Genomic DNA, 21,555 nt, shown 5'->3' on the forward strand with positions numbered 1-21,555 from the left:
CGGACAGCGATTCGGATTCTGACAGCGATTCGGACTCTGACAGCGACTCGGATTCCGACAGCGATTCCGACTCCGACAGCGACTCGGACTCTGACAGCGATATTGAGGCCAACCCCGATAGCAACAGCCCGGACGTTGTCGCGCTGGAAGGTAACCTGAACAATGTCAGCGGTACCAGCGGTCAACTGGTTGGCCTGACCTTGCTCAGCACCGTCGATGTCTCGCTGCTGGCGGGCAATAATCTGCGCTTTAGCGTGGGAGCCGGCACCGTGGAGGATATGACGGTATCGGTGAACGGCAACTCGCTGCTGACGGCGAGCGGATTGCTGACCACTATCGTCAATCTGCTGGGGGCAGGAAATACCCTGAAGGCCGATCTGTCGGTGGTGAATACGGTCACCGGTGAAGTTGTGGCGATAGCGGAAAACAGCGTCTCTATCTCGGCGAGCCTGCTTGGCGGGCTCTCCTACAACGGCACGGTCTCCTTCGCCAATCTGCCGGCCGGTGACTACACCATGGTTATCTCTGCGCCGGAAAGTAACGGCACCCTGGTATCGTTGATCAACGCGCTGGCAGCGGCACAGGTGGCAAGCTTCGTCAACGTAGATGTGACGGATTCGGTTGGCTACAGCGTCGACGCCATTGAAGGTAACGTGCTGGATACAACCGCCAGCGGCGATATGCAGGATAGCGGTCAGGGCATCTCGGTCACCAGTGCGGTATCGGATTCCGTCGACGGATCGACCCCGGTCAATGTGACCAGCGCTGGCGTCGATATCACCGGAGCTTATGGGGTGCTGACGATTCACTCTGATGGCAGCTATAGCTACCAGTTGACCAAAGGCGGGGCCGCTATCGGTAAATCGGATGTCTTTAGCTATACCATTACCGATGAAGCGGGTAATACATCGACGACGAACCTGACGATTAATATCGGCGGCAATATCGAACCGGCGCAGGCCAATCCGGATGCTCAGGAAACGGATCTGACCGCGACGTTCGATACTCTCAACGGAGAAAGCGGTACTGTCGGTCAGCTCGTCGGCGTCTCGTTACTCGGTAACGTCAATGTTGGGTTACTTAACGGTAATAGCTTTGACTTTGATGTGGCCGCCGGCGCGAACGAAAAAGTGCTGCTGACGGTCTCAGGGAGCACCGGACTTAGTCTGGGCGCGGCACTGACGACGCTGCTGAGCCTGTTGGGCGGCGCATCGTCCTTCACGGCGGATCTCTCTATCATCGATAAGGCTACCGGAGAAGTCGTGCAGGTCCTGACAAACGCCGTCAACATTAACGTTAACGGCATCGGGCTCAGCCTCGGCTATAGCGGAGGCGGCTGGTCCTCGATGTTACCTTCAGGATCGTATACGGCGGTGGTCTCATCACCGAATACCGGAGGCCTGCTGGGGGCCCTGCTGGACCTGAACCTGGGGACCTTTGTCAACGTCTCGGTCACCGATTCTGAGGGCTATCACACCGACAGCCTGACGGGCAACGTGCTGCAAAGCGATGGTGCAGGCGACGTAGCGGATACAGGGGTCAATATTAAGGTGACCAGCGTCACCGCCACCTCGGTTAACGGCGCTGAACCTAAGGAGGTCAGCGGCAGCGGAACGACGATAGAGGGCGCATGGGGATCGTTGACCATCCACAGCGACGGTAGCTATACCTATCAGCCTTATGGCGGAGTGAATAGCGTCGGTCAATCGGAAGTCTTTACTTACACCATTACTGACAGCCTCGGCCACACGGCGAGCACCACGCTGACGATCGATATCGATAGCCCGGCTTCGCTGGCGGTCAATGACCAGGTCACGCTGAACGTAGCAACGGCGCTGGCAACGGTGAATGTTCCGGCGATTGACACTGCGGGGCTGAATACAAGCGGTAAATCAACCACGGGAGGCGTATCAGCAACCAGGACCATCAACTTCAGCGTTGGGGCCGATCGCGAAATGGATACGCTCTCGGTGAAAGTGAACTACACCGCGAGTGGCTCGGTGGTCAATACCGTCAAAATAGACAGCACGGTCAGCATTTATCACGTGCTCAGCGATGGCAGTAAGGTTCTGGTATGGCAGGGCACGCCGACAGAGAGCTTGACCACCGTTATCGGCACCACAACAAATGCTGCGGATACGTTAACGCTGATGAATGTGGCATTGAGCGAAGGTAACTACGAGATGGTTCTGGTGTCTAAGGCGACCGCCACTCTTGATACTTTCTTAACGCCGGCACCGAATTATACCGTCGGGGCTTCGATAACCGGTACGACCATTGACACCGCGACGCACTACACGGTAGCGGGAACCAACGTCAGTGGAAATATACAGAACGGAAATAACTCAGGCGGTACGGAAGATTTCCATGGCGTACTGTACTCGTCTTACAGCGTCTCCGGACACACTTCCAGCGGCGCTGCGGAAACCTGGACTTTCCACAGCAATGGCAGTATCACGACCAGCAACGGGAGTAACGTAAGCGCAACCAGCGTCACAATTTACGGTGACTATGGCACCCTGACGATGGCGAATAATGGTTCTTACACCTACAGTCTGAAGGCAGGAATGGATGTGTCGACCATCACGCATAAGGAAGTCTTTGCCTACTCGGTGAACGACAGCAATGGCGCTTCTTCCGCGGCGACGCTGACTATCGATCTGCATCCGCAGATTACCGGCAGCGTGAACGGCGACGACATCCACAGTACCGCTTACGACGATACCTTCACCCTGGGCATCGGGGCCGACACGGTAATCTACAACCTGCTGGCCGATGATAATACCGGCGGCAACGGAAGCGATACCTGGAAGGACTTCTCGGTTGCGCAAGGGGATCATATCGACGTATCGGCGCTGCTGGTCGGCTGGGATGGTAACAGCAGTAGCCTGGGCAATTATGTCACCTTGAGCTACGTGGGCAGTAATACGGTGGTATCTATCGACCGCGACGGTGGCGCAGGCGGCCATCAATCGACAACCTTAATCACGCTGGAAGGGGTGCATATCAATTCGCTCAACGAGCTGCTTGATACTAATAACTCCAACTAACTAGCTTAAATCGATGACGGCACAGGGAAGCGCCGTCCAGATTATTTTATCGCGGAGGAATCATTCAGGTCAGTGAAGCGGGAGATCGCCGACTATCATTTAATAAAAATAATGATGCGGAAATTATTATATCCGTTTTTTCAGTGCGTGTTTTCTGAAGGGTAAATTTGATGCGTCTATTTATACAAAAAAGGAATGTCATAACCTGTGGCTATACAGCTCTATTAATCACGTTAAATCCGTCGCTTTCAGCTCATGCGGAAAATTCATATTTGCTGCCGAATGATATTAGCAGCCAGCGTTTAACCGATAATCAGCAGGTCGCGGGGTATAACGACGAGATTATTAACAGTCAGACCCGAATATCCGGTCCGCTGGATATTAAAAAGGCGGTAAAAAACGCGGTGAACTGGCATCCCTCTATTACGCAGGAGGTCAGTAAGCTTCAGGAGATGGCGCAAAAAGTTGATGTGGCGAAAGCAAAATATTACCCGCAAATAAGTGCGGGTATGAATAATGGTTATACAAACACTTATTCTGATGCCGGATATACGCCATCGCTGGTCGTCTCAGTGTCGCAAATGCTTTACGACTTCGGCAAAGTGTCCAGTTCGGTGAGAGCAGCAGACTCCGGCGTGGCTCAGCAGCAGGCCACCGTGATGCTGAATATCGATCAGGTCGCTCACGATACCGCCGCGGCGGTAGTCCAGGTGCAGGGCTATCAAAAGCTGGTTGAAATCGCCAAAGCGCAGGTTAACTCGCTACAGCAGATCGGCGATCTTATTCGCCAGCGCAACGATGCGGGGGCATCTTCATTATCGGACGTTGTGCAGACCGATACCCGCGTGGAAGGCGCGCAATCCACGCTCCTGCAATATCAGGCGGCCCTTGAACGCTGGAAAGCCACGCTCGCGACCTATATCGGCATCGGCGGAATCGCGACGGTAACGGATGATGTCCCGCAGGGAATGGATGCCGCCTGCGCGGTATCCAAAATCGATTACCGTTCCGTTCCAGCGGTACTGGCGGCGCTGGCCCAGGCCGGTCAGGCGCAGGCGCAGCTGGATAACGCCAACGCGCAAATGCTGCCGACGATTTCCCTGGAACCGGAGGTGACCCATTACCTTAACGATAACTACGCCAACAGCGCGGTGCTGAATAAAACGCAATATTCCGCTTGGGTAAAAGTGCAAATGCCTATCTACCAGGGCGGGGCGATGACCGCCTCCCGAGACGCCGCCCAACAAAGTCTGGCGGCGGCGAATGCGGCGATCAAAACCGCCCAGCTGGACGCCAGCCAGAAGCTGAACGCCTCTCGCGATGAAGCGGTCAATCTTGCCCAGTCGCTGGGGATTCAGAAACGACAGCAGCAGCTGGGCGAGCAAACCCGGGCGCTGTACCAGGATCAGTATCTCCAGCTCGGTTCACGGCCGCTGCTGGATCTGCTCAACGTCGATCAGGAAATTTACCAGGCCAGATTTAGCCAGGTCCTGACGGAATCACAACTGCGCTCGCTGGAGCTGGACTGCCTGTTCAGCACCGGCAAGATGCGCACGGTGTTCGCGCTGGAAAATCAAAATATCCAGGGCGTGGAGATCCGCCCATGACCCCACAAGATGAACGTGCCGGAATACCGCACTTGTCCGATTGGTCGAATGCGATTGCCTTTATTGCCAACCACTATCGACAAAGTTTTTCTCCCGGAACGCTACATGCGGCTGCCGAATGGGCGACGCAGAAAACGCTGCCCGAAGCGCTCCGGCACCTGGCGCGCCACGCCGGATTACACTGCCAGTTTTTATCCGCCACCGATCAGAAAATGTCGGCCTGGCGGCTACCGCTCGTTATCCAGCTGCGCGATGGCCAGGTGGCGATAGTTGAAAGCTTTGACGTCAATAATGCCGTCGGGGTGCGGTTCGTGAAGGAGCTGTCGCTGCTCAGCTACTGCCCGCTGGAAACTCTGCTGCCGGAAATTGACAAGACCGTTGCTTTTCGCCCGTCGGCTCCGGAAAGGGATATTCGTACAGAAAGCTATCTGACCCGCTTTCAGCCGGACTGGCTGCGTAAAATTGTGCTGAAAGATCTTCGCCCCTATATGCACGTCATGCTGGCTTCGTTCGCCATTAACGTTCTGGCGCTGAGCGGGATTCTGTTTTCGATGCAGGTATACGATCGGGTGATCCCGGCCCAGTCTTATCCCACTCTTTATGTCCTGTTCAGCGGCGTATTGCTGGCGGCGGTATTTGCTTTTGCGCTGAAAATTATGCGCGGACACGTCACGGATCTGCTCGGCAAACGTGGGGATATTCGGGTCTCGGACCGGGTTTTCGGCCACGCGTTGCGCCTGAAAAACAGCGCAGTGCCGCGCTCAACGGGGAGCTTTATTTCGCAAATCCGCGAGCTGGAGCAGGTGCGCGAAATGATGACCTCAACGATGATGACCATCGTGGCGGATTTACCGTTCTTTTTGCTGTTCCAGGTGGTGCTGTTTATCGTCTCGCCGTGGCTAAGCTGGATAGCGCCGGTGGCGACGGTTCTGATGATCCTGCCCGGCCTGCTATTGCAGCGCAAGCTCGCGGCGCTGGCCAACAAAAATCAGCACGAAAATACCTTACGAAACGCCATTCTGGTGGAGAGTATTCAGGGTTTGCAGGACATCAAAATGATGCAGGCGGAAAGCCGCTTTTTGCATCAGTGGAATAGCTATATTGCGATTACCGCCGAGTCGGGGGTCAGAACGCGCAGGCTCACTCACGGCCTGGTCAGCTGGGGAATGTCGGTACAAAACCTGCTATACGCCACGGTAGTGGTGGTCGGCGCGCCGCTGGTGATTAATGGCGACATCACCACCGGGGCCATGGTGGCGGCATCGATGCTTTCAACCCGCATGGTCGCGCCGATGACCGCGCTGTGCGGCGTGCTTGCTCGCTGGCAGCAGGTGAAAACGGCGAAGGCCAGCCTCGATAATCTGATGGCGCTACCGGTCGAAGGCGGCCAGGACGAACCCCGGGTTCACCGCGCCGTGCTGCACGGTAACTATGAGTTCCGCCAGGCGGAATTCCGCTACGGCCTTAACGACGCCGCGATTCCGCTGCGAATTAACCAGCTATCGATTAAAGCCGGTGAGAGAATCGCCATCCTTGGGCGAATCGGCGCCGGTAAATCGACCCTATTGCAGGCGATGATGGGCAACGTCGAGCTGGTCGCCGGCGAACTGCGGCTGGATGATTTAAGCCTGCCGCAGATCGACCTTGCGGATATTCGCCGCAACGCCACTTTGCTCACCCAGGAGGCGCGGCTGTTTCACGGCACCCTGCGCGAGAATTTAATCCTTGGGCGGCCAGCGGCGACGGATGATGAAATCTTCTCGGTGCTTACCCTGTGCGGCGCTCTGGAGTTTGTACGCAAACTGCCCCTCGGCCTCGAACATATTGTCATGGAAGGCGGGGTGGGGCTTTCAGGCGGCCAGCGCCAGTCGCTGCTGCTGGCCAGAACCCTGCTGCGCGATCCGAACATCGTCCTGCTTGATGAACCGACCTCTTATTTCGACGAGCGAACGGAAAAGGCCTTTGTGGAACAGCTGGCGCTGTGGGCCGGCGAGCGAACGATGATTATCGCCACGCATAAAGCGGCGGTGCTCAATATCGTTGACCGGATTCTGGTCATCCAGGATGGACAGCTGGCGCTGGATAAACCTAAAGCCACCGTCTTTGAACAAGAGAAAGCCCGCGGCCAGGTGGTGAATATATGAATAAGCTTCCCATGATGGCGGATCATGACCCGGTGGCGCTGCTGCCGGATAACGAACAAGACGAAGCGAAGATCGTAAAATCGCGGCGGCTGATACTGCTGCTGGCCGGTATGCTGCTGGTGGGCGCTGTCTGGGCCTGGTTCGCCGTGCTGGATGAAGTCTCTACGGGCACCGGAAAAGTGATCCCCAGCTCCCGGGAGCAGGTGATTCAGACCCTCGATGGCGGCATCTTAACCGAGCTGAACGTGCAGGAGGGCAGCAAAGTGCAAGCCGGACAGGTCGTGGCGCGCCTCGACCCCACCCGCAGCGAATCTAACGTGGGGGAAAGCCAGGCGAAGTATCGCGCCTCTCTGGCGGCGAGCATTCGCTTAACTGCTGAGGTCAACAATCAGCCGCTGGTGTTTCCCGACACCCTGAAAGCCTGGCCCGCGCTGTTGGCGGAGGAGACCCGCCTTTACCATAGCCGCAAGGAGCAACTGAGCAAATCGACGCGTCAGCTGGATGAGTCGTTAAAGCTGGTCAATAGCGAACTGGCCATTACTGAAAAACTGGCGAAAACCGGGGCGGCGAGCAACGTCGAAGTGCTGCGTCTTCGTCAGCAGGTCGCGGATATTAGTTTTAAAAAAATCGATCTCAATACGCGTTATTTTGTTGACGCGCGTGAACAGCTGTCAAAAGCCAATGCCGATGTAGCCAGCCTGGCGGAAGTGATTAAAGGGCGCGCCGATTCGGTGACGCGTTTAACCGTCCGCTCGCCGGTACAGGGAATTGTTAAAAATATTAAGGTCAATACTATTGGTGGGGTTATTGCGCCCAATGGCGAATTGATGGAAATCGTGCCTGTAGACGGCCGTTTATTAATCGAAGCGCGGATCTCCCCTCGCGATATTGCTTTTATCCATCCCGACCAGCAGGCGCTGGTCAAAATTACCGCCTATGATTATGCCATCTATGGCGCACTTAACGGCGTGGTGGAAACCATATCGCCGGATACCACTCAGGATGAAGCTAAACCCGATATTTACTACTACCGGGTATTTATCCGTACTGATAATGATTACCTGGAGAATAAGAGCGGCAAGCGCTTTTTAATTGGCCCGGGGATGATCGCTACCGTTGATATTAAGACTGGTGAAAAAACGATTATGGATTATCTGGTAAAACCATTTAATCGGGCCAAAGAAGCATTAAGGGAGCGCTAATCAAAGTGCGAACATCTTGTCGGCTACGGGTTCTCCGCCGTTTGCGGTCCGGGAGATGTGCCGGGGCTGATACCCCGGCGCGGTATACGGGAATGACAGGTCGGATAAGGCGTCATACGCCACCCGACAATAATGTGGCGCAATCCCTAAAACGAGTTTGTTTGCAGTCTCTGATAATAATTTTTAAACATCCAACGCATTCTTGAATAAATGGAGAGGGAAAGATGGCGCTAAGTGACTTACTGCAACAAGCTTGCTTTCAGGCCAAAAAATTGAAATCCACCGTGTTGCCCTCTGACTATCCGGCATGGGTGATTTTCTTTAGCGTCAGCGATGGCAAAGAGCGGGCGCATATGCATATCGCCAGCGGAACCAGCTTCGATCTCGCCTGGCTGGCGGGGGCCAGAGCGCTGCAGGAGTGGCGTAAAAAGCAGGCCAATGAACCGCAGTGGCTGCGTATCGACGTTGTGGACAGCGTGGAAAAGCTCAGCTGGCACTCCCTCAATGAGAAATTCAGAGTCACCAAGCGCAACTATTTTCGCTTTGGACTCGCGTTTGACCCGCAGTTTAGCTGTGCGATGCTAGAGCAGGAAATCGCCGGCAACGCGCTGCTCTACGACGGCGACAATGGCGTCGTCGCGCCGAATAGCGTCAATTTGCAAAACTACGGCCAGCGGCGGTTTAAGCAGACGCTTAGCTGGCCGGAGGATCCGCAGCAGCCTCTGTGGCGTTTTAAAACCCAGGCGGTCTTTTGCGATCGCTTTGGCGTAAAAGTCATTGAACATGCCGGGAGGGGCTCCGGCTATCGCGCCATTGGGGAAAACTGGCAGCAAGCGTGCCTGGCTGAGGTGATTAAAAAAGGCAGCGATTATCTGGCCCGTCAGGTCAGGAAAGACGGGCTGTATCATTATGGCTGGTTTCCCTGTTTCGATCGCCCGGTCCGTTCCTATAACGCGCTGCGCCACGCCAGCTCGACCTATTCGCTGATCGAAGGCTGGGAAGCGACGCGCCTGCCGTCGGTTCGCCAGGCCATAGACCGGGCGATTGCGTATCTGGTAAGCACGCTGATTGAGGTGCGGACGTTGGATGATGGGCGCGAGGCAGCGTTCCTCTGCGACGTTGGCGAGGAGATCAAGCTTGGCGGTAATGCCGTCAGCATCCTGGCGCTGGTAAAATATACCGAAACGACCGGAGACCGGCAGTACCTGCCGCTGATGGCGCAGCTGGCGACCGGTATTGCCTGGATGCAGGATCCGCAAAGCGGCCAATTTGTTCATGTATTAAATAGCCACGATCTGTCGTTGAAGGCCAAATTCCGCATTATCTACTACGATGGCGAAGCGGCGTTTGCCTTGATGCGCCTGTACGGCCTGACCAAAGAGCCATTGTGGCTGGACGTGGTGGAAAAAGCCTTCGCCTATTTCATTCAAAACAAACACTGGCAGCATCACGACCACTGGCTGAGCTACTGCGTAAATGAATTAACCCGCTTCCGCCCGGAGGAGAAGTACTTTCGTTTTGGTCTCAATAATGTGCGCGATCATCTTGATTTCGTACTGCATCGTGTGACGACCTATCCCACGCTGCTGGAGCTAATGATGGCGGCGTCGGAAATGGTCACCCGGCTGGGCGCCTCGCCCGAGCACCGCCACCTGCTGGATGATTTTGACCAGCAAAAATTCTGGCAGGCGCTGGAAACCCGCGCCCGCTATTTGCTGAACGGCTTCTTCTGGCCCGAGCTGGCGATGTTCTTTAAAAATCCCGCGCGGATCGTTAACAGCTTCTTTATACGCCACCACAGCTACCGCGTACGTATCGATGACGTCGAACACTATCTCTCCGGCTTTATCGCCTATCAGAAATACCACTTAGCGGCAAAAAAGCCGTCGCTCCAGCAGGACAACGCGCCGTCGTCGATTGATGCGACGCCCGTTTTTCTGCTGGAGACGCTACGCGATGTCGGTAACGGTATCGAGGTGGCCGCCATGCGGCGGGCGAAGCTGTTCACCGAACATCTGCGCGCCGTACCCTGGCTGATTACCGCGACGTGGAATCCCGAATTACCCACGGTGGTCAAGGCGCTGAAGGCGCGGGGGGCGCTGCCCAAAGAGGTACCGGTTTATAACCTTTACCAGTGGTTAAGCGACTGCCTGGAGATGAACGCGATTGCGACGCTGGAGCCGCTGGTGGGGAGTATTGAACTCAGGCATGTCGTCAATCCCGACGCGGACCTGCCGGTGGGAAAACAGAACTTCCTGCTACGCCCGCAGGGGAAAATTATCGAAGATTATATCGATAGCGCCGGCAATATTCTGCTGCGTAAAAGCTTTGATGAGAAGAAAGGCAACCTGCGGCTCAGCGCTCTGGAAATTGCCCTCGCCGGGGGCGACGTCAAACGCTTTACTCTGGAGGAGGACTTTTTTTCGTGGATGCTGGAAACCATGCTGGCGGGGAAAGGGCGTTGGCACTTTATCGTGGATAAAAATAAAACGTGGAAAAACTTCGTCTGTTCACGGCCAGCTCAGCGTATGGCCTGCTCATTAAGCGCCATTATTCACTCCCATCATCAGCTCTCTAACGGCGCGCTGAAAAGCTCATATCGACACCTCCTGGAGCAGCCGGATCTCGTCGACCAGTTGATTATCCTCACCGATGAGCAGTGGCAGGATTTGCAGCAGGAGGGATTCCCGGCTACGCAGATGGCGGTGATCCCCAACCATCTCGATAACGGCAATATTCCGGCGAACCCGCAGAAAGTGCCGTCACAAACGGTTATCTACCTCGCGCGTTACTCGGAGGAGAAGCAGCACGCCTTACTGCTGAGCGCCTTTCGTAAAGTGCTGGCGGTTATCCCCGATGCGCAGCTGCACACTTATGGCGTAGGGCCGCTGCGGCGCAGCCTGAGCGCGCAGGTGGCGGAGTGGGGGCTGGCGCAGGCGATCCATATCAATGGCTTCACGTCCGATATCGCCCAGGCGCATAAAACGGCCTGCTGTACCGTGCTTTGTTCGACTCAGGAAGGGCAGTCTATTTCCGCCGTGGAGGCGATGGCCTACGGTACCCCGCTGATTAGCTTTGCTATCAAATACGGTCCGCGCGACATCCTGCAGGACAGGCAAGCGGGGATGCTGGTTCCCTGCGGCGATGAAGAAGCTCTGGCGGCGGCGTTGATCAAGGTTATCGCGGACAAAACGCTACAGCAAAGTATGCGGCAGGCCGCGCTGCGCAACGCTCAACGCTATTATGCCAGCGCCATCGCCGAACGCTGGGCAGCGTGGCTGCAGGCCAGCGAGCGGCTGATGGCAGCGCAGGCGAAGGCGGATATCGGCCTGGCCAGCAAGAGTCCACAGGCGGCAAGCGTTGGGTAACCGTCCGTGTCCGTTTCCCCTGCGCTTGCCGCAGGAGAGGCCATGAGGCGAGTCGTCGCGCTGCTGCTGGCCTGCGGCGGCTGTGCGCCGCTGCTGGCCCGCGACGTGGTGCAGGTTGCCCGCTGCGTGCCAGGATCGCTGCTGCACAATCATCATCTGGAAAAAGCGCACGTTGTCGATGAGTTTCATATTTATTACAGCCTGCAGGGTAAGGACGCCCTGCAATACCCGCAGGATAGTACCGGCGATGGCGTGCCGGATGTCGTGAAAGACATCGCGAGCCAGCTCCAGGCTGCAAAATATCTTTACACCTCGCTGCTGGGTCTACGCCCGCCGCTGCAGCAGAAAATTTATACCCAGGCCCGACAAATTAATATCTACCTGCTGACGCTTCCCAAAGGTCACGGCCTGGCCTTTGACCGCGTGGCGGCGGAAACCATGAGCGATGGCGCGACGCTCCCCTGCGGTTTAAAAATTGTCCTCAATGCGGCCCGGCGGCCGGCGCGCAACGTTACGCCCGCCCATGAATTGTTCCATTTGTATCAGTACGGCTACGCGGTTTTTAAACAGAAATGGTATCTGGAAGGCATGGCGCGCTGGATGGAAAATGCATTCAGGCCCGCGGAGCAAAGCATCTTGCCGTTAGCCGCCCCGCCCGTTTGCGAAAATTATTTCTCGCGCGGCTACGGCGCGGCAAGCTTTTGGGCCAGCCACGCGCAGCAGTCGTTTGCCGCCACCATATTGCCGGACCACGCGCTGGCGTATCGCTACATCGACGGTAGCCCGGTGTTTAAAATTCAGGTTTTACCGGGTGGGGCGATGCTCGCGCCGTTTTTTCAACAGCTTGCGCTTAATAGCGAGGGCATTTCACGTGAGATGAGGCTGGCTAATACCCGCTGGAGTGAAAAACAGCAGCGTGACGGACGGTTTAATAACCAGATATGCCAGGCGCTGGCAGCGACTGCAAAAAGAGAGGGTAATAAAAAACCCGCAGCGCGGGTTTTAGATTAGTTGCGCAATCGCGGCGCCTGCAGCTGCTGGCGTATGGTTCTCGCCAGCTCGTCCAGAGACGGTTGCTCCGGATGCTCGTCGCTGGGCTCGCTGCTTAGCTGCGCTTCTGCAAGATAAGTGTGAATCGGCTGGCCATCGTCATCTTCCATCACCACGTGATACCAGGGCGCAAGACGCAAATCGTCGTTAGCGGCGATTTCGTCTACTTCCGGCTCCGTGAGCGAATATTCTGGATCGACATCGACGATTACGCCCAGGTAGCCCAGAAGCGTGTGGCGAACTTGTTGGCCAATACCGAATTTGCTGGCTATCATAAGCACCTCCCGGGTTACATGATTACCTGCTATATGCGGGCCGATTCTCCATTTTCAAGTTACATAATGCGACAAGCAAACCCTTTCAGATACAGCCCTTCCGGATAGGTTGCAATCACCGGGTGATCGGCAGCCTGACGGAACTGTTCTATAAATTGTACATCACGTCCGGCATCCAGGGCGGCATCGGCGATGATTTTCTGAAATAAATCGGTGGTCATCAGGCCGGAGCAGGAGAAGGTCAACAGAATGCCGCCGGGGTTCAGGAGCTGGATCGCCAGCATATTGATATCTTTATAGCCGCGGCAGGCGCCCATCAGCTGGCTTTTGTTTTCGACAAACTTTGGCGGGTCCATCACGATGACATCAAACTTTTCGCCTGAATCGCGATATTTACGCAGCAGCTTGAACACATCGTCACGGACGAATTCCGCTTTCGATAAATCCAGCTTATTCAGCTCAACGTTCTGTCTGGCGACGTCCAGCGCTTCCTGCGACGTATCGACGCTGACAACCTGACGGCAGCCGCCCATCAGCGCAGAGATGGCAAAACCGCCGGTATAGGAGAAGCAGTTCAGCACACGTTTATCCGCAACATAGCGACGCGTCGCCAGGCGGCTGTCGCGCTGGTCAAGGTAATAGCCGGTTTTGTGGCCGCCCTGAATGTCGACCAGCAGCTGCATACCGTGCTCGGTAATCGGCAGCAGGGCAGGCGGCAGTTCACCGACCACCGGCCCCTGCGCCAGCTCCAGGCCCTCTTTTTTACGTACCGCGACATCGCTACGATCGTAGATGGCGCAGTTCGGGAACAGCGTTTGCAGCGCGCTGACAATTGACGCGCGCTGATATTCAGCGCCGGCGCTCAGCAGCTGCAGCACAAAAAAGTCGCCAAAACGATCGATGGTAACGCCCGGCAGGCCGTCGGATTCTCCGGCAATCAGGCGGTAGCTATCGAGCCCGTCGCGGGCCGCCAGCCACTCACGCCAGGTGTGCGCCTGCTGCAGGCGACGCTCGAAAAAGGCGTTATCAATGGCTTCAGTGCGATCGAAGCTCCAGACGCGGGCGCGGATCTGCGACGAAGGCGAATAGGCGCCGCGGGCCAGCCATTTTCCCTGTGCATCCACAATATCGATGGTTTCACCTGAACGGGCTTTACCTTCCATCCGGGCGACGGCGCCGGAGAAAATCCACGGATGGCGACGCAGCAGGGATTTCTCGCGTCCTTTGGTTAACACTAAGCGGGGGAAAATGGAGTCTGTCATGGAGCTACCTTTAAGCAACGGGAATATCGGCACTAAAAAACGGCGCGTAGATTAGCACAAGTGGCTGTGGCAAGCACCATTCCACCGCTATCGGCAGGTGAGCGTTTCGGCACAAAATGCAGGCGCTTTGGCACAATAAAAATCTCGCCGCGATCTTACAGTATTTCCTCAACCGACGGAGGAAAATACGATGAAAACAGGATTGAAATGGGCTGTCGCAATAATGGTTATTATGAGCGGAACGGCGAATGCCGCAGCGTTTAGCGTCAGCAGCGTAGATATGCGCGATGGCGGGTCTCTGGCGCAGAATCACTGGTTTGGCGGCTTTGGCTGCACCGGCGGCAATGTATCACCGCAGATCGCCTGGCAAAATGCCCCCGCGGGTACCCGTAGTTTCGCGGTGACCGCATATGACCCGGATGCGCCGACCGGGAGCGGCTGGTGGCACTGGACGGTGGTGAATATTGCCCAACAGGTGACAAGTTTAGCCGCTGGCGCCGGAGACAAAAATAACGCTAAACTGCCTGCCGGGGCGGTACAGGGGCGCAATGACTTTGGCTATGCGGGTTTTGGCGGCGCGTGCCCGCCGGCCGGAGATAAACCTCATCGCTACCGCTTTACGGTCTGGGCGCTTGATACCCCGACGCTGCCCATTGATAGCGCGGCCAGCGGGGCGTTAGTCGGATTTATGTTACACAGCCACGCCATCGCCAGCGCGCAGTTAACGGCGCTGGCCGTAAGATAACAAAAAGGGCGGCATGATGCGGAATATCAATTTTCACCATAATGCGCTAACGGCGGCGGAAATTACCACCCGCCGTCTATGCAAACTGCACCGCGTCACGCTGTTCTCGCCCGCGATCTGCCGGGTAAACCGCGGCAGTAAGGTCATTGTGCAGGGAGCCAGCGAGATGCTGGCAACGCCGCAACAGCTGATCATTTTGCCCGCCGAGGTGGAGCTGGAAGTCATAAATCAGCCGGAAAACGGGCTGTTTTGCTCCGATCTGCTGTCACTAACGCCCGAGCTGTTGGCCGATTTTAAGCATCGCTATATGAGCGAACCGCAGGTCGGTCGTTTGACTTCGCTTTGCGCGCCGCTGGTGCCGGAACTGTCGTTTATGTGGCAGAGCGTTCTGCAGGCGGTGCGGGAAGGGCTTTCGGCGGAGTTACAGCATCATCAGGCGATGGGGTTGCTGCTGGCGTTGTATCAGGCCGGATACGCCGGACCGCTGCTTAACGAACGGCGCGACGACATAACCGGTCAGGTCAGGCAGATTATTATGCTGTCGCCTGCCGAAGCGTGGAGCGTGGCGAAAGTCGCAAAAATGCTGTTTCTTGGCGAATCGACGCTGCGCCGCCGTTTGCAGCAGGAGTCCCGGAGCTTTCGCCAGATCGTGGAAGAGGTGCGGATGGCCTACGCGCTGGGGCAATTACAGTCGACGTCGCGGCCCATTGGCGACATTGCGCAAAGCAGCGGCTATCTGTCAGGCTCGCGCTTTACCGCCCGTTTTCGTCAGCACTATGGATTATTACCAAAGCATGTACGCTGAAAGAATTTGCTATCCTCTGTCATTGAGTCAATGTCCGGAAAGGAGAGAAAGCATGGCAACGGTTTGCACGATGGCGTGGGTATACGGTTCCGTTCAGGGCGTCGGATTTCGCTATTCTACCCAGCGCGAGGCGCTACAGCTTGGGCTAACGGGATACGCGCGCAACCTAGACGACGGCGGCGTGGAGGTGCTTGCCTGCGGAGAGCCGGAGCAGGTGGAGAAACTTATCGCCTGGCTGAAAGCCGGTGGGCCGCGCAGCGCGCGGGTGGACAGGGTTCTGACCGAGCCGCATCAGCCTACCAGAGAGTGGCAGAAATTCGCCATTTTGTATTAGATACACTTTACCGGTTTAGGCAGACCGGCGATTTTTGTCGCCTGCTTAGCCGGGCCTTTCGGAAACAGGCGGTAAAGATAGCGGCTGTTGCCTTTCTCTTCGCCGAACTTGTTCGCCATGGCTTTCACCAGCATGCGTATTGCCGGTGAGGTGTTGAATTCCAGATAAAAATCGCGCACGAAGCGCACGACTTCCCAGTGTTCAACGGACAGGGCGATGCCCTCCTGTTCAGCAATAACGGTCGCCATCGCCTCGCTCCACAGGGTCGTATCCTTCAGATAGCCTTCGCTATCGGTCTCTATTTCGTTGCCTTCAAAGATAAACATGATTCTTCACATACCGCTGAAAATGGCGGCAGTGTAGCAAAAAATAAGGCCCCGCATAAGCGGGGCCTGAGTAGAGCCGGAGAGAGGATTAGTCTCTGCTGGCGAAGCCAAGGATGCTCAGCAGGCTGACGAAGATGTTGTACAGCGAGACGTACAGGCTTACGGTCGCGCGGATGTAGTTGGTTTCACCGCCGCGGATGATGTTGCTGGTCTCAAACAGGATGGCGCCTGAAGAAATCAGGATAAACACCGCGCTGATCGCCAGATGCAGAGCCGGCAGCTGCAGGAAAATATTGGCAACCATACCGATAAGCACCACAACCACGCCCGCCATCAGCATGCCGCCGAGGAAGGACATATCTTTACGGGTCGTCAGCACGTAGGCCGAGCAGCAGAAAAACACCAGCGCGGTTCCGCCCAGCGCCAGGCCAATCAGATCGCCCATGCCCGCAGACAGGTAGGCATTGAGCATCGGCCCCAGGATATAGCCAAGGAAGCCGGTAAAGGCAAACGCGGAAATAATGCCGGTAGGTTTATTTGCCGTTTTATAGGTCAGGAACATCAGGCCATACATGCCGACCAGCGTCAGAATCAGACCCGGCGAAGGCAGCATCAGTACCGTGCTGGCCGTCGCCGTAATGGCGGAAAATGCCAGCGTCAGGCTAAGCAAAAAATAGGTGTTCCGCAGAACTTTATGCGTGCTAAGCAGCGATGAACGGTCACGCGACGATGTAATTATACGATCCATGAGTCACTCTCTTATGACAGATGTAATTAATAATGAAGCATAAAAAAAACGAGGCCGAAGCCCTAATGCTTTTACCCATCTTTACTCAAAGTAAACGGGCTGGATTCAGCATTTTATTCCAGTAAAAGACTAATAAGTGGAATTTTTATTCATTTGCTTTCTGTGGCCAGATCGAAATCTGATAACTAACTGAAAAATATTGCGTTATAGCCATTCTGCGACTAACTCTGGAGAGGGTACAAACGAAGCGTAACAAAGGCAAGGGATATGAAATCACAAAAATATAATCACATCACGCGGGTACTGCTGGCTGTCGGTCTGTTCTCAATCACTCTCCCGGCGCTGGCCGCGCAGGTGCCGCCGGGAACGGTGCTGGCAGAGAAGCAGGAGCTGGTCAGAAATAACGGCAGCGAGCCGTCGTCGCTGGATCCGCATAAAGTCGAAAGCGACGTTGAAAACAATATCATTAGCGATCTTTTCGAAGGGCTGGTCAGCGTTTCGCCAGCAGGCGACATTCAGCCCCGGCTGGCGGAGAAGTGGGAGAATAAAGATAACACCGTCTGGACCTTCCACCTGCGTCCAGGTGCGACCTGGTCTGATGGGACGGCGATTACGGCGCAGGATATCGTCTGGAGCTGGCAGCGTCTGGTGTCGCCGCTCACGGCGTCCCCTTACGCGAGTTATCCCGGCAATATGCATATCGTCAACGGTGCGGAGATAGCACGGGGTCAAAAAGCGCCCGAGACGCTGGGCGTCAGAGCGGTTGATGATGCGACCTTTGAGGTGACCTTAACCCAGCCGAATGCGGCGTTTTTGGCCATGCTGGCGCACCCGTCTCTGGTTCCGCTCGATAAAGTCCTCATTTCGCGCTACGGCGACAAGTGGACCAAACCGGAACATATGGTAACCAGCGGGCCCTACAAGCTGTCGCAGTGGGTGGTGAACGAGCGTATCGTCGCAGAGCGCAATCCGCGTTACTGGGATAACGCGCATACCGTCATCAATAAGGTGACCTATCTGCCGATAAGCTCTGAAGCCGCCGATATCAACCGCTACAAAGCGGGGGAGATCGACATCGTCTATACCGTGCCGATTAACCAGTTCGCCCAGCTTAAAAAAACTCTGGGCGAACAGCTGAATGTTTCGCCGCAGCTGGCGACCTACTATTACCAGTTCAATACGACCCGGCCGCCGTTTAATGACCCGCGCGTACGGCGGGCGCTGAATATGGCCCTCGATAAAGAGATTATCGCGGAGAAGGTACTGGGGCAGGGGCAGCGTCCTGCCTGGCTTGTCAGCCAGCCTGATATCGGTGGGGTGAAGCTGCACAATCCCGAATATGCCAGCTGGTCGCGCGATAAACGTATCGCCGAGGCGAAAAAACTGTTGAGCGAGGCCGGGTATAACGAGACCCATCCGCTGGTATTTAATTTGCTCTATAACACTTCGGAATCGCACCAGCGAATTGCCATCGCCGCCAGCTCAATGTGGAAAAAGAATCTTGGCGTCGAGGCGAAGCTGCAAAATCAGGAGTGGAAGACCATGCTCGACACCATGCACACGCATAATTTTGACGCCGTGCGCTACGCGTGGATTGCCGACTATGACGATGCCGCGACTTTTCTCAATACCTTCCGTACCGGCGATAGTGAAAATACCACTCAGTACAGTAATCCAGCCTACGATGAGGCGTTGCGCAATGCGGCAAAAGCGTCTGATACCGCGGCGCGGGGTCAGTTCTACCAGCAGGCGGAGGATTTACTAGGCCAGGATGTCCCGGCTATTCCGGTCTATCACTATGTGCGTACCCATCTGGTGAAGCCATGGGTCGGGGGTTTTACGCCGGATAAACTGGGGTATTACTACACCAAAGATATGTACATCAAAAAACATTAGGTCGGCGCGGGCAGTTTGCGCTGAATTTCTGCGCAAACTGCCTGAGTTTCAGACGAATAACACGTTTTTGCTTATTTTTAAGCCGATTGAACAAATTGATGCTTTACAGCCTCAACAGAGGTGTTTATAGTGCGCCCCATACCGGAAGCGTGGCCGAGCGGTTGAAGGCACCGGTCTTGAAAACCGGCGACCCGAAAGGGTTCTAGAGTTCGAATCTCTACGCTTCCGCCAAATAAAACAAGGGGTTACCGAAAGGTAACCCCTTGTTGCTTTGTAGTGTTGGAATATTCTGAGGTTCCAGCCCATAAAAAGACCCGCCGAAGCGGGTTTTTTTATGCCTGTTTTACTGCAAGGGGTGCCCATCTGAGAGATGAGCTTCATTTCGCTGATTCATTCCCTGTTTTAGGGCATCAGCAACAGAGTCGGTCAGGACTTCCTCTGCTCCCATCGCATACCTCAGACGTAGAGCGCCGCCTTGCCGATAGATGAAAACAAATGCATCTTGCGAACCACAACGGCTTTTGCGGCTTTCATTGGCCTGATAAATAAGCTGTTAGGTTCGTGGCTGCCTGATTTCAGCTCTTCTTCCAGAGCAACAAAGAATGCTTTTTTCATGTCGCTGGAAATATTGATTTTTCCGACCCCGTGCTGGATAGACTCGGCGACTTCTTCATCCTTATTTCCCGATCCGCCATGAAGAACCAGCGGGATGGTTAACCGCTGTTTAATGGATTTCAGCCTTTCGATATCCAGTTTTGGCTGCATTCCTGCAGGATATAAGCCATGCGATGTACCAATCGCGACCGCCAGCGTATCGACCCCGGTCTCGTTGACAAATTGCTCAGCCTGCTGCGGATCGGTATACAGTATTTCGCCATGCCCGCCTTCGCCGCTGCCTTGTGCCACGCCGATGGTACCCAGTTCAGCTTCAACGGAAACACCTGCAGCATGAGCGACTTCCGTCACGCGGCGTGTGATAGCGATATTGTCTTCCAGCGGGTGCGCTGAAGCATCAATCATCACTGAGGTATAGCCGGTGCGAATCGCCCGCATAACCTGCTCCAGAGTCTGCCCATGATCCAGGTGAATGACGACCGGTACCGTTGCTTTGATAGCCAGTTCACGAAGATAGAAAATAAAATCATCGCCGGTGAAATCATGTTCATCAGGATGAATTTCAAGAATAACCGGCGAACGCAGCTTTTCTGCAACCTCAATAACCGCTCTGGCGAATTCGGCAGAAGCAATATTAAAAGCGCCAATACCAAATTTATGTTGCTGAGCTACAGATAATAACTCTTTCATATTCATAAGCATGACTACATCTCCTGTACAGTTTCAGGGCTGTCTTTTTTAATAAAACGCAGAATAATCGCGGTGAGTAACGCGCCGGCGGCGATGGCGACGATATATCCCACAACGTGGGTGATCACATTGGGAATAAACATGACGAATATGCCGCCGTGTGGGGCTCTGGAGGCACATCCCAGAGCCATGGAGAGCGCGCCTGCCAGCCCGGAGCCGGCGACGATAGCGGGAATAACGCGTAGCGGATCGGCTACGGCATAAGGGATAGCGCCTTCAGTGATAAACGACAGGCCGAGAACATAGGTGACTTTGCCGGTGTCCCTCTCCTGACGGGAGAATTTCCGCCCGAACAGCGTGGTGGCGAGCGCAATACCCAACGGCGGTACCATTCCTGCCGCCATACAGGCCGCGATAGGTTCGTAGATCCCTGTCGACATCAAGCCAATTGCAAACATGCAGACAGTCTTGTTAAGGGGACCGCCCATATCAAACGCCACCATCATGCCTATCAAAAGGCCCATAATTGCTGCGTGGGTATTGCCCAGGTTTTCGAGGAACGCTGTCAGCGAGTCGAGAAGAAACTTGATCGGTTCGCCAATCACCAGCACCATTAACGCCCCGGTAATAAAAACGCTCAGCAATGGCACGATTAAAATAGGCTTCAGGCCCGCTATCGATTTAGGAAGGTTGATATATTTGACGATGAGCAGCGTGGCGTATCCGGCCAGAAAACCCGCCAGCAAAGCCCCCAAAAAACCTGACCCTGTCTGAATGGCCATCATGCCGCCGACCGCGCCCGACACTATCCCCATATTGCCGCTAATCGATTTACTTATTCCGAGCGAGAGAACGGGTAGCATCAGCGCAAAGGCCGCACCACCGCCAATGTCAGAGAGCATTTTCGCCAGCGGGTTAAAATTTTCATCTCCCGGCGTTGCCGCAGTAATACCAAATGAGAAGCTCAGCGCGATTAAAATACCGCCGGCAACGACGAACGGGATCATCAGGTTAACGCCGGTGATAAGATGAATATAAATTTGAGACACCAGTGATTTATCTTTATCTTTATCTTTTTTCGGCGATTCCTGAGCATCGTCTGCCGCCAGGTGTCGTTGTGGCTGTAATTTACCGGTGACAATCTCGTCCAGTAATCCTGCAGCATCCTTTGCGGCGCGAGTCACCGAGACGCGGATTATATTTTTGTTATGGAAACGAGAGAGATCGATGACCTTATCCGCGGCGATTAAAACAATATCTGCTTGTTGAATATCCTCCTCGGTAAAAATATATTCACTGTCTACGGCACCATGCGTTTCAACGAGTAAAGGGATGCCTTTTTTAAGGGCGTTCTTTTTAAGATTGGCTTCTGCAAGGTAAGTATGTGCAACGCCTGTTGGACAGGCGGTAATGGCAATTATTTTCATATTATTCTCCT

Annotated in this window: 16 protein-coding genes and 1 tRNA gene; 11 read left to right on the forward strand and 6 right to left on the reverse strand. The window is 55.1% G+C overall.

The window, feature by feature from the left end; all coding sequences use genetic code 11:
• The 6 genes from KO1_RS09885 to KO1_RS09910 form a co-directional block, all read left to right on the forward strand.
• Nucleotides 1–3,050 (forward strand): BapA/Bap/LapF family large adhesin (locus KO1_RS09885; RefSeq protein ID WP_064406919.1); only part of this gene is annotated, 3,050 nt, incomplete at its 5' end.
• A gap of 170 nt (nucleotides 3,051–3,220) precedes the next feature.
• Nucleotides 3,221–4,657: a TolC family outer membrane protein gene (locus KO1_RS09890; protein ID WP_004100810.1), complete on the forward strand. Its 1,437-nt coding sequence runs from the start codon at nucleotides 3,221–3,223 to the stop codon at nucleotides 4,655–4,657.
• Nucleotides 4,654–6,801: a type I secretion system permease/ATPase gene (locus KO1_RS09895; protein WP_004100811.1), complete on the forward strand. Its 2,148-nt coding sequence runs from the start codon at nucleotides 4,654–4,656 to the stop codon at nucleotides 6,799–6,801. The genes KO1_RS09890 and KO1_RS09895 overlap by 4 nt, the downstream gene beginning before the upstream one ends.
• Entirely contained in the window at nucleotides 6,798–8,003 is a 1,206-nt protein-coding gene (locus KO1_RS09900; protein WP_047720071.1) for a beta-barrel domain-containing protein, read from the forward strand. The genes KO1_RS09895 and KO1_RS09900 overlap by 4 nt, the downstream gene beginning before the upstream one ends.
• Nucleotides 8,004–8,227: 224 nt before the next feature.
• Entirely contained in the window at nucleotides 8,228–11,371 is a 3,144-nt protein-coding gene (locus KO1_RS09905) for a glycosyltransferase (RefSeq protein ID WP_049095006.1), read from the forward strand.
• 42 nt (nucleotides 11,372–11,413) lie between these two features.
• Nucleotides 11,414–12,382 carry a hypothetical protein gene (locus KO1_RS09910; protein ID WP_064406920.1) on the forward strand — a complete coding sequence of 323 codons (969 nt, stop codon included), beginning with the start codon at nucleotides 11,414–11,416 and terminating at the stop codon, nucleotides 12,380–12,382.
• Here KO1_RS09910 and hspQ read toward each other — a convergent pair.
• Together hspQ and rlmI are read right to left on the reverse strand one after the other, a co-directional pair.
• The gene (gene hspQ / locus KO1_RS09915) at nucleotides 12,379–12,696 is read right to left on the reverse strand and encodes a heat shock protein HspQ (protein WP_004100817.1); all 318 of its coding nucleotides are present in this window, start codon (nucleotides 12,694–12,696) and stop codon (nucleotides 12,379–12,381) included. The two genes, KO1_RS09910 and hspQ, sit on opposite strands and share 4 nt — an antisense overlap.
• Nucleotides 12,697–12,755: 59 nt before the next feature.
• Nucleotides 12,756–13,958 (reverse strand): 23S rRNA (cytosine(1962)-C(5))-methyltransferase RlmI, encoded by a 1,203-nt coding sequence (rlmI, locus tag KO1_RS09920; protein WP_049129428.1) that lies wholly within the window; start codon nucleotides 13,956–13,958, stop codon nucleotides 12,756–12,758.
• A gap of 190 nt (nucleotides 13,959–14,148) precedes the next feature.
• Between rlmI and KO1_RS09925 the strand changes: the two genes are divergently transcribed.
• The 3 genes from KO1_RS09925 to yccX are packed head-to-tail and all read left to right on the forward strand — an operon-like array spanning nucleotide 14,149 to nucleotide 15,842.
• On the forward strand, nucleotides 14,149–14,703 hold the full coding sequence (locus tag KO1_RS09925; RefSeq protein WP_023320671.1) for a YbhB/YbcL family Raf kinase inhibitor-like protein: 555 nt from the start codon (nucleotides 14,149–14,151) through the stop codon (nucleotides 14,701–14,703).
• 16 nt (nucleotides 14,704–14,719) lie between these two features.
• Nucleotides 14,720–15,508: a helix-turn-helix domain-containing protein gene (locus tag KO1_RS09930; RefSeq protein WP_004111923.1), complete on the forward strand. Its 789-nt coding sequence runs from the start codon at nucleotides 14,720–14,722 to the stop codon at nucleotides 15,506–15,508.
• A 52-nt stretch (nucleotides 15,509–15,560) separates the two neighbouring features.
• Entirely contained in the window at nucleotides 15,561–15,842 is a 282-nt protein-coding gene (yccX, locus tag KO1_RS09935) for an acylphosphatase (RefSeq protein ID WP_004100825.1), read from the forward strand.
• Here the strand turns inward: yccX and tusE are convergent.
• Together tusE and yccA are read right to left on the reverse strand one after the other, a co-directional pair.
• Entirely contained in the window at nucleotides 15,839–16,168 is a 330-nt protein-coding gene (gene tusE, locus KO1_RS09940) for a sulfurtransferase TusE (RefSeq protein ID WP_004100828.1), read from the reverse strand. The two genes, yccX and tusE, sit on opposite strands and share 4 nt — an antisense overlap.
• Nucleotides 16,169–16,256: 88 nt before the next feature.
• A complete protein-coding gene (gene yccA / locus KO1_RS09945) occupies nucleotides 16,257–16,916 on the reverse strand; it encodes an FtsH protease modulator YccA (RefSeq protein ID WP_004100829.1) in 660 nt (219 codons plus the stop codon).
• A gap of 267 nt (nucleotides 16,917–17,183) precedes the next feature.
• Between yccA and KO1_RS09950 the strand changes: the two genes are divergently transcribed.
• Both KO1_RS09950 and KO1_RS09955 read left to right on the forward strand, forming a co-directional pair.
• On the forward strand, nucleotides 17,184–18,812 hold the full coding sequence (locus tag KO1_RS09950) for an ABC transporter substrate-binding protein (protein ID WP_004100830.1): 1,629 nt from the start codon (nucleotides 17,184–17,186) through the stop codon (nucleotides 18,810–18,812).
• A gap of 143 nt (nucleotides 18,813–18,955) precedes the next feature.
• Nucleotides 18,956–19,043, forward strand: a tRNA-Ser gene (locus KO1_RS09955).
• Between the two features lie 225 nt (nucleotides 19,044–19,268).
• Here KO1_RS09955 and KO1_RS09960 read toward each other — a convergent pair.
• Complete coding sequence (locus tag KO1_RS09960) at nucleotides 19,269–20,129, reverse strand: ketose-bisphosphate aldolase (RefSeq protein ID WP_064406921.1); 861 nt, start codon at nucleotides 20,127–20,129, stop codon at nucleotides 19,269–19,271.
• A gap of 2 nt (nucleotides 20,130–20,131) precedes the next feature.
• A complete protein-coding gene (locus tag KO1_RS09965; RefSeq protein WP_024273988.1) occupies nucleotides 20,132–21,544 on the reverse strand; it encodes a PTS fructose transporter subunit IIC in 1,413 nt (470 codons plus the stop codon).
• Nucleotides 21,545–21,555: the final 11 nt, after the last annotated feature.

The organism is Klebsiella oxytoca NBRC 105695, assembly GCF_001598695.1.
GTDB classification, from domain to species: domain Bacteria; phylum Pseudomonadota; class Gammaproteobacteria; order Enterobacterales; family Enterobacteriaceae; genus Klebsiella; species Klebsiella oxytoca.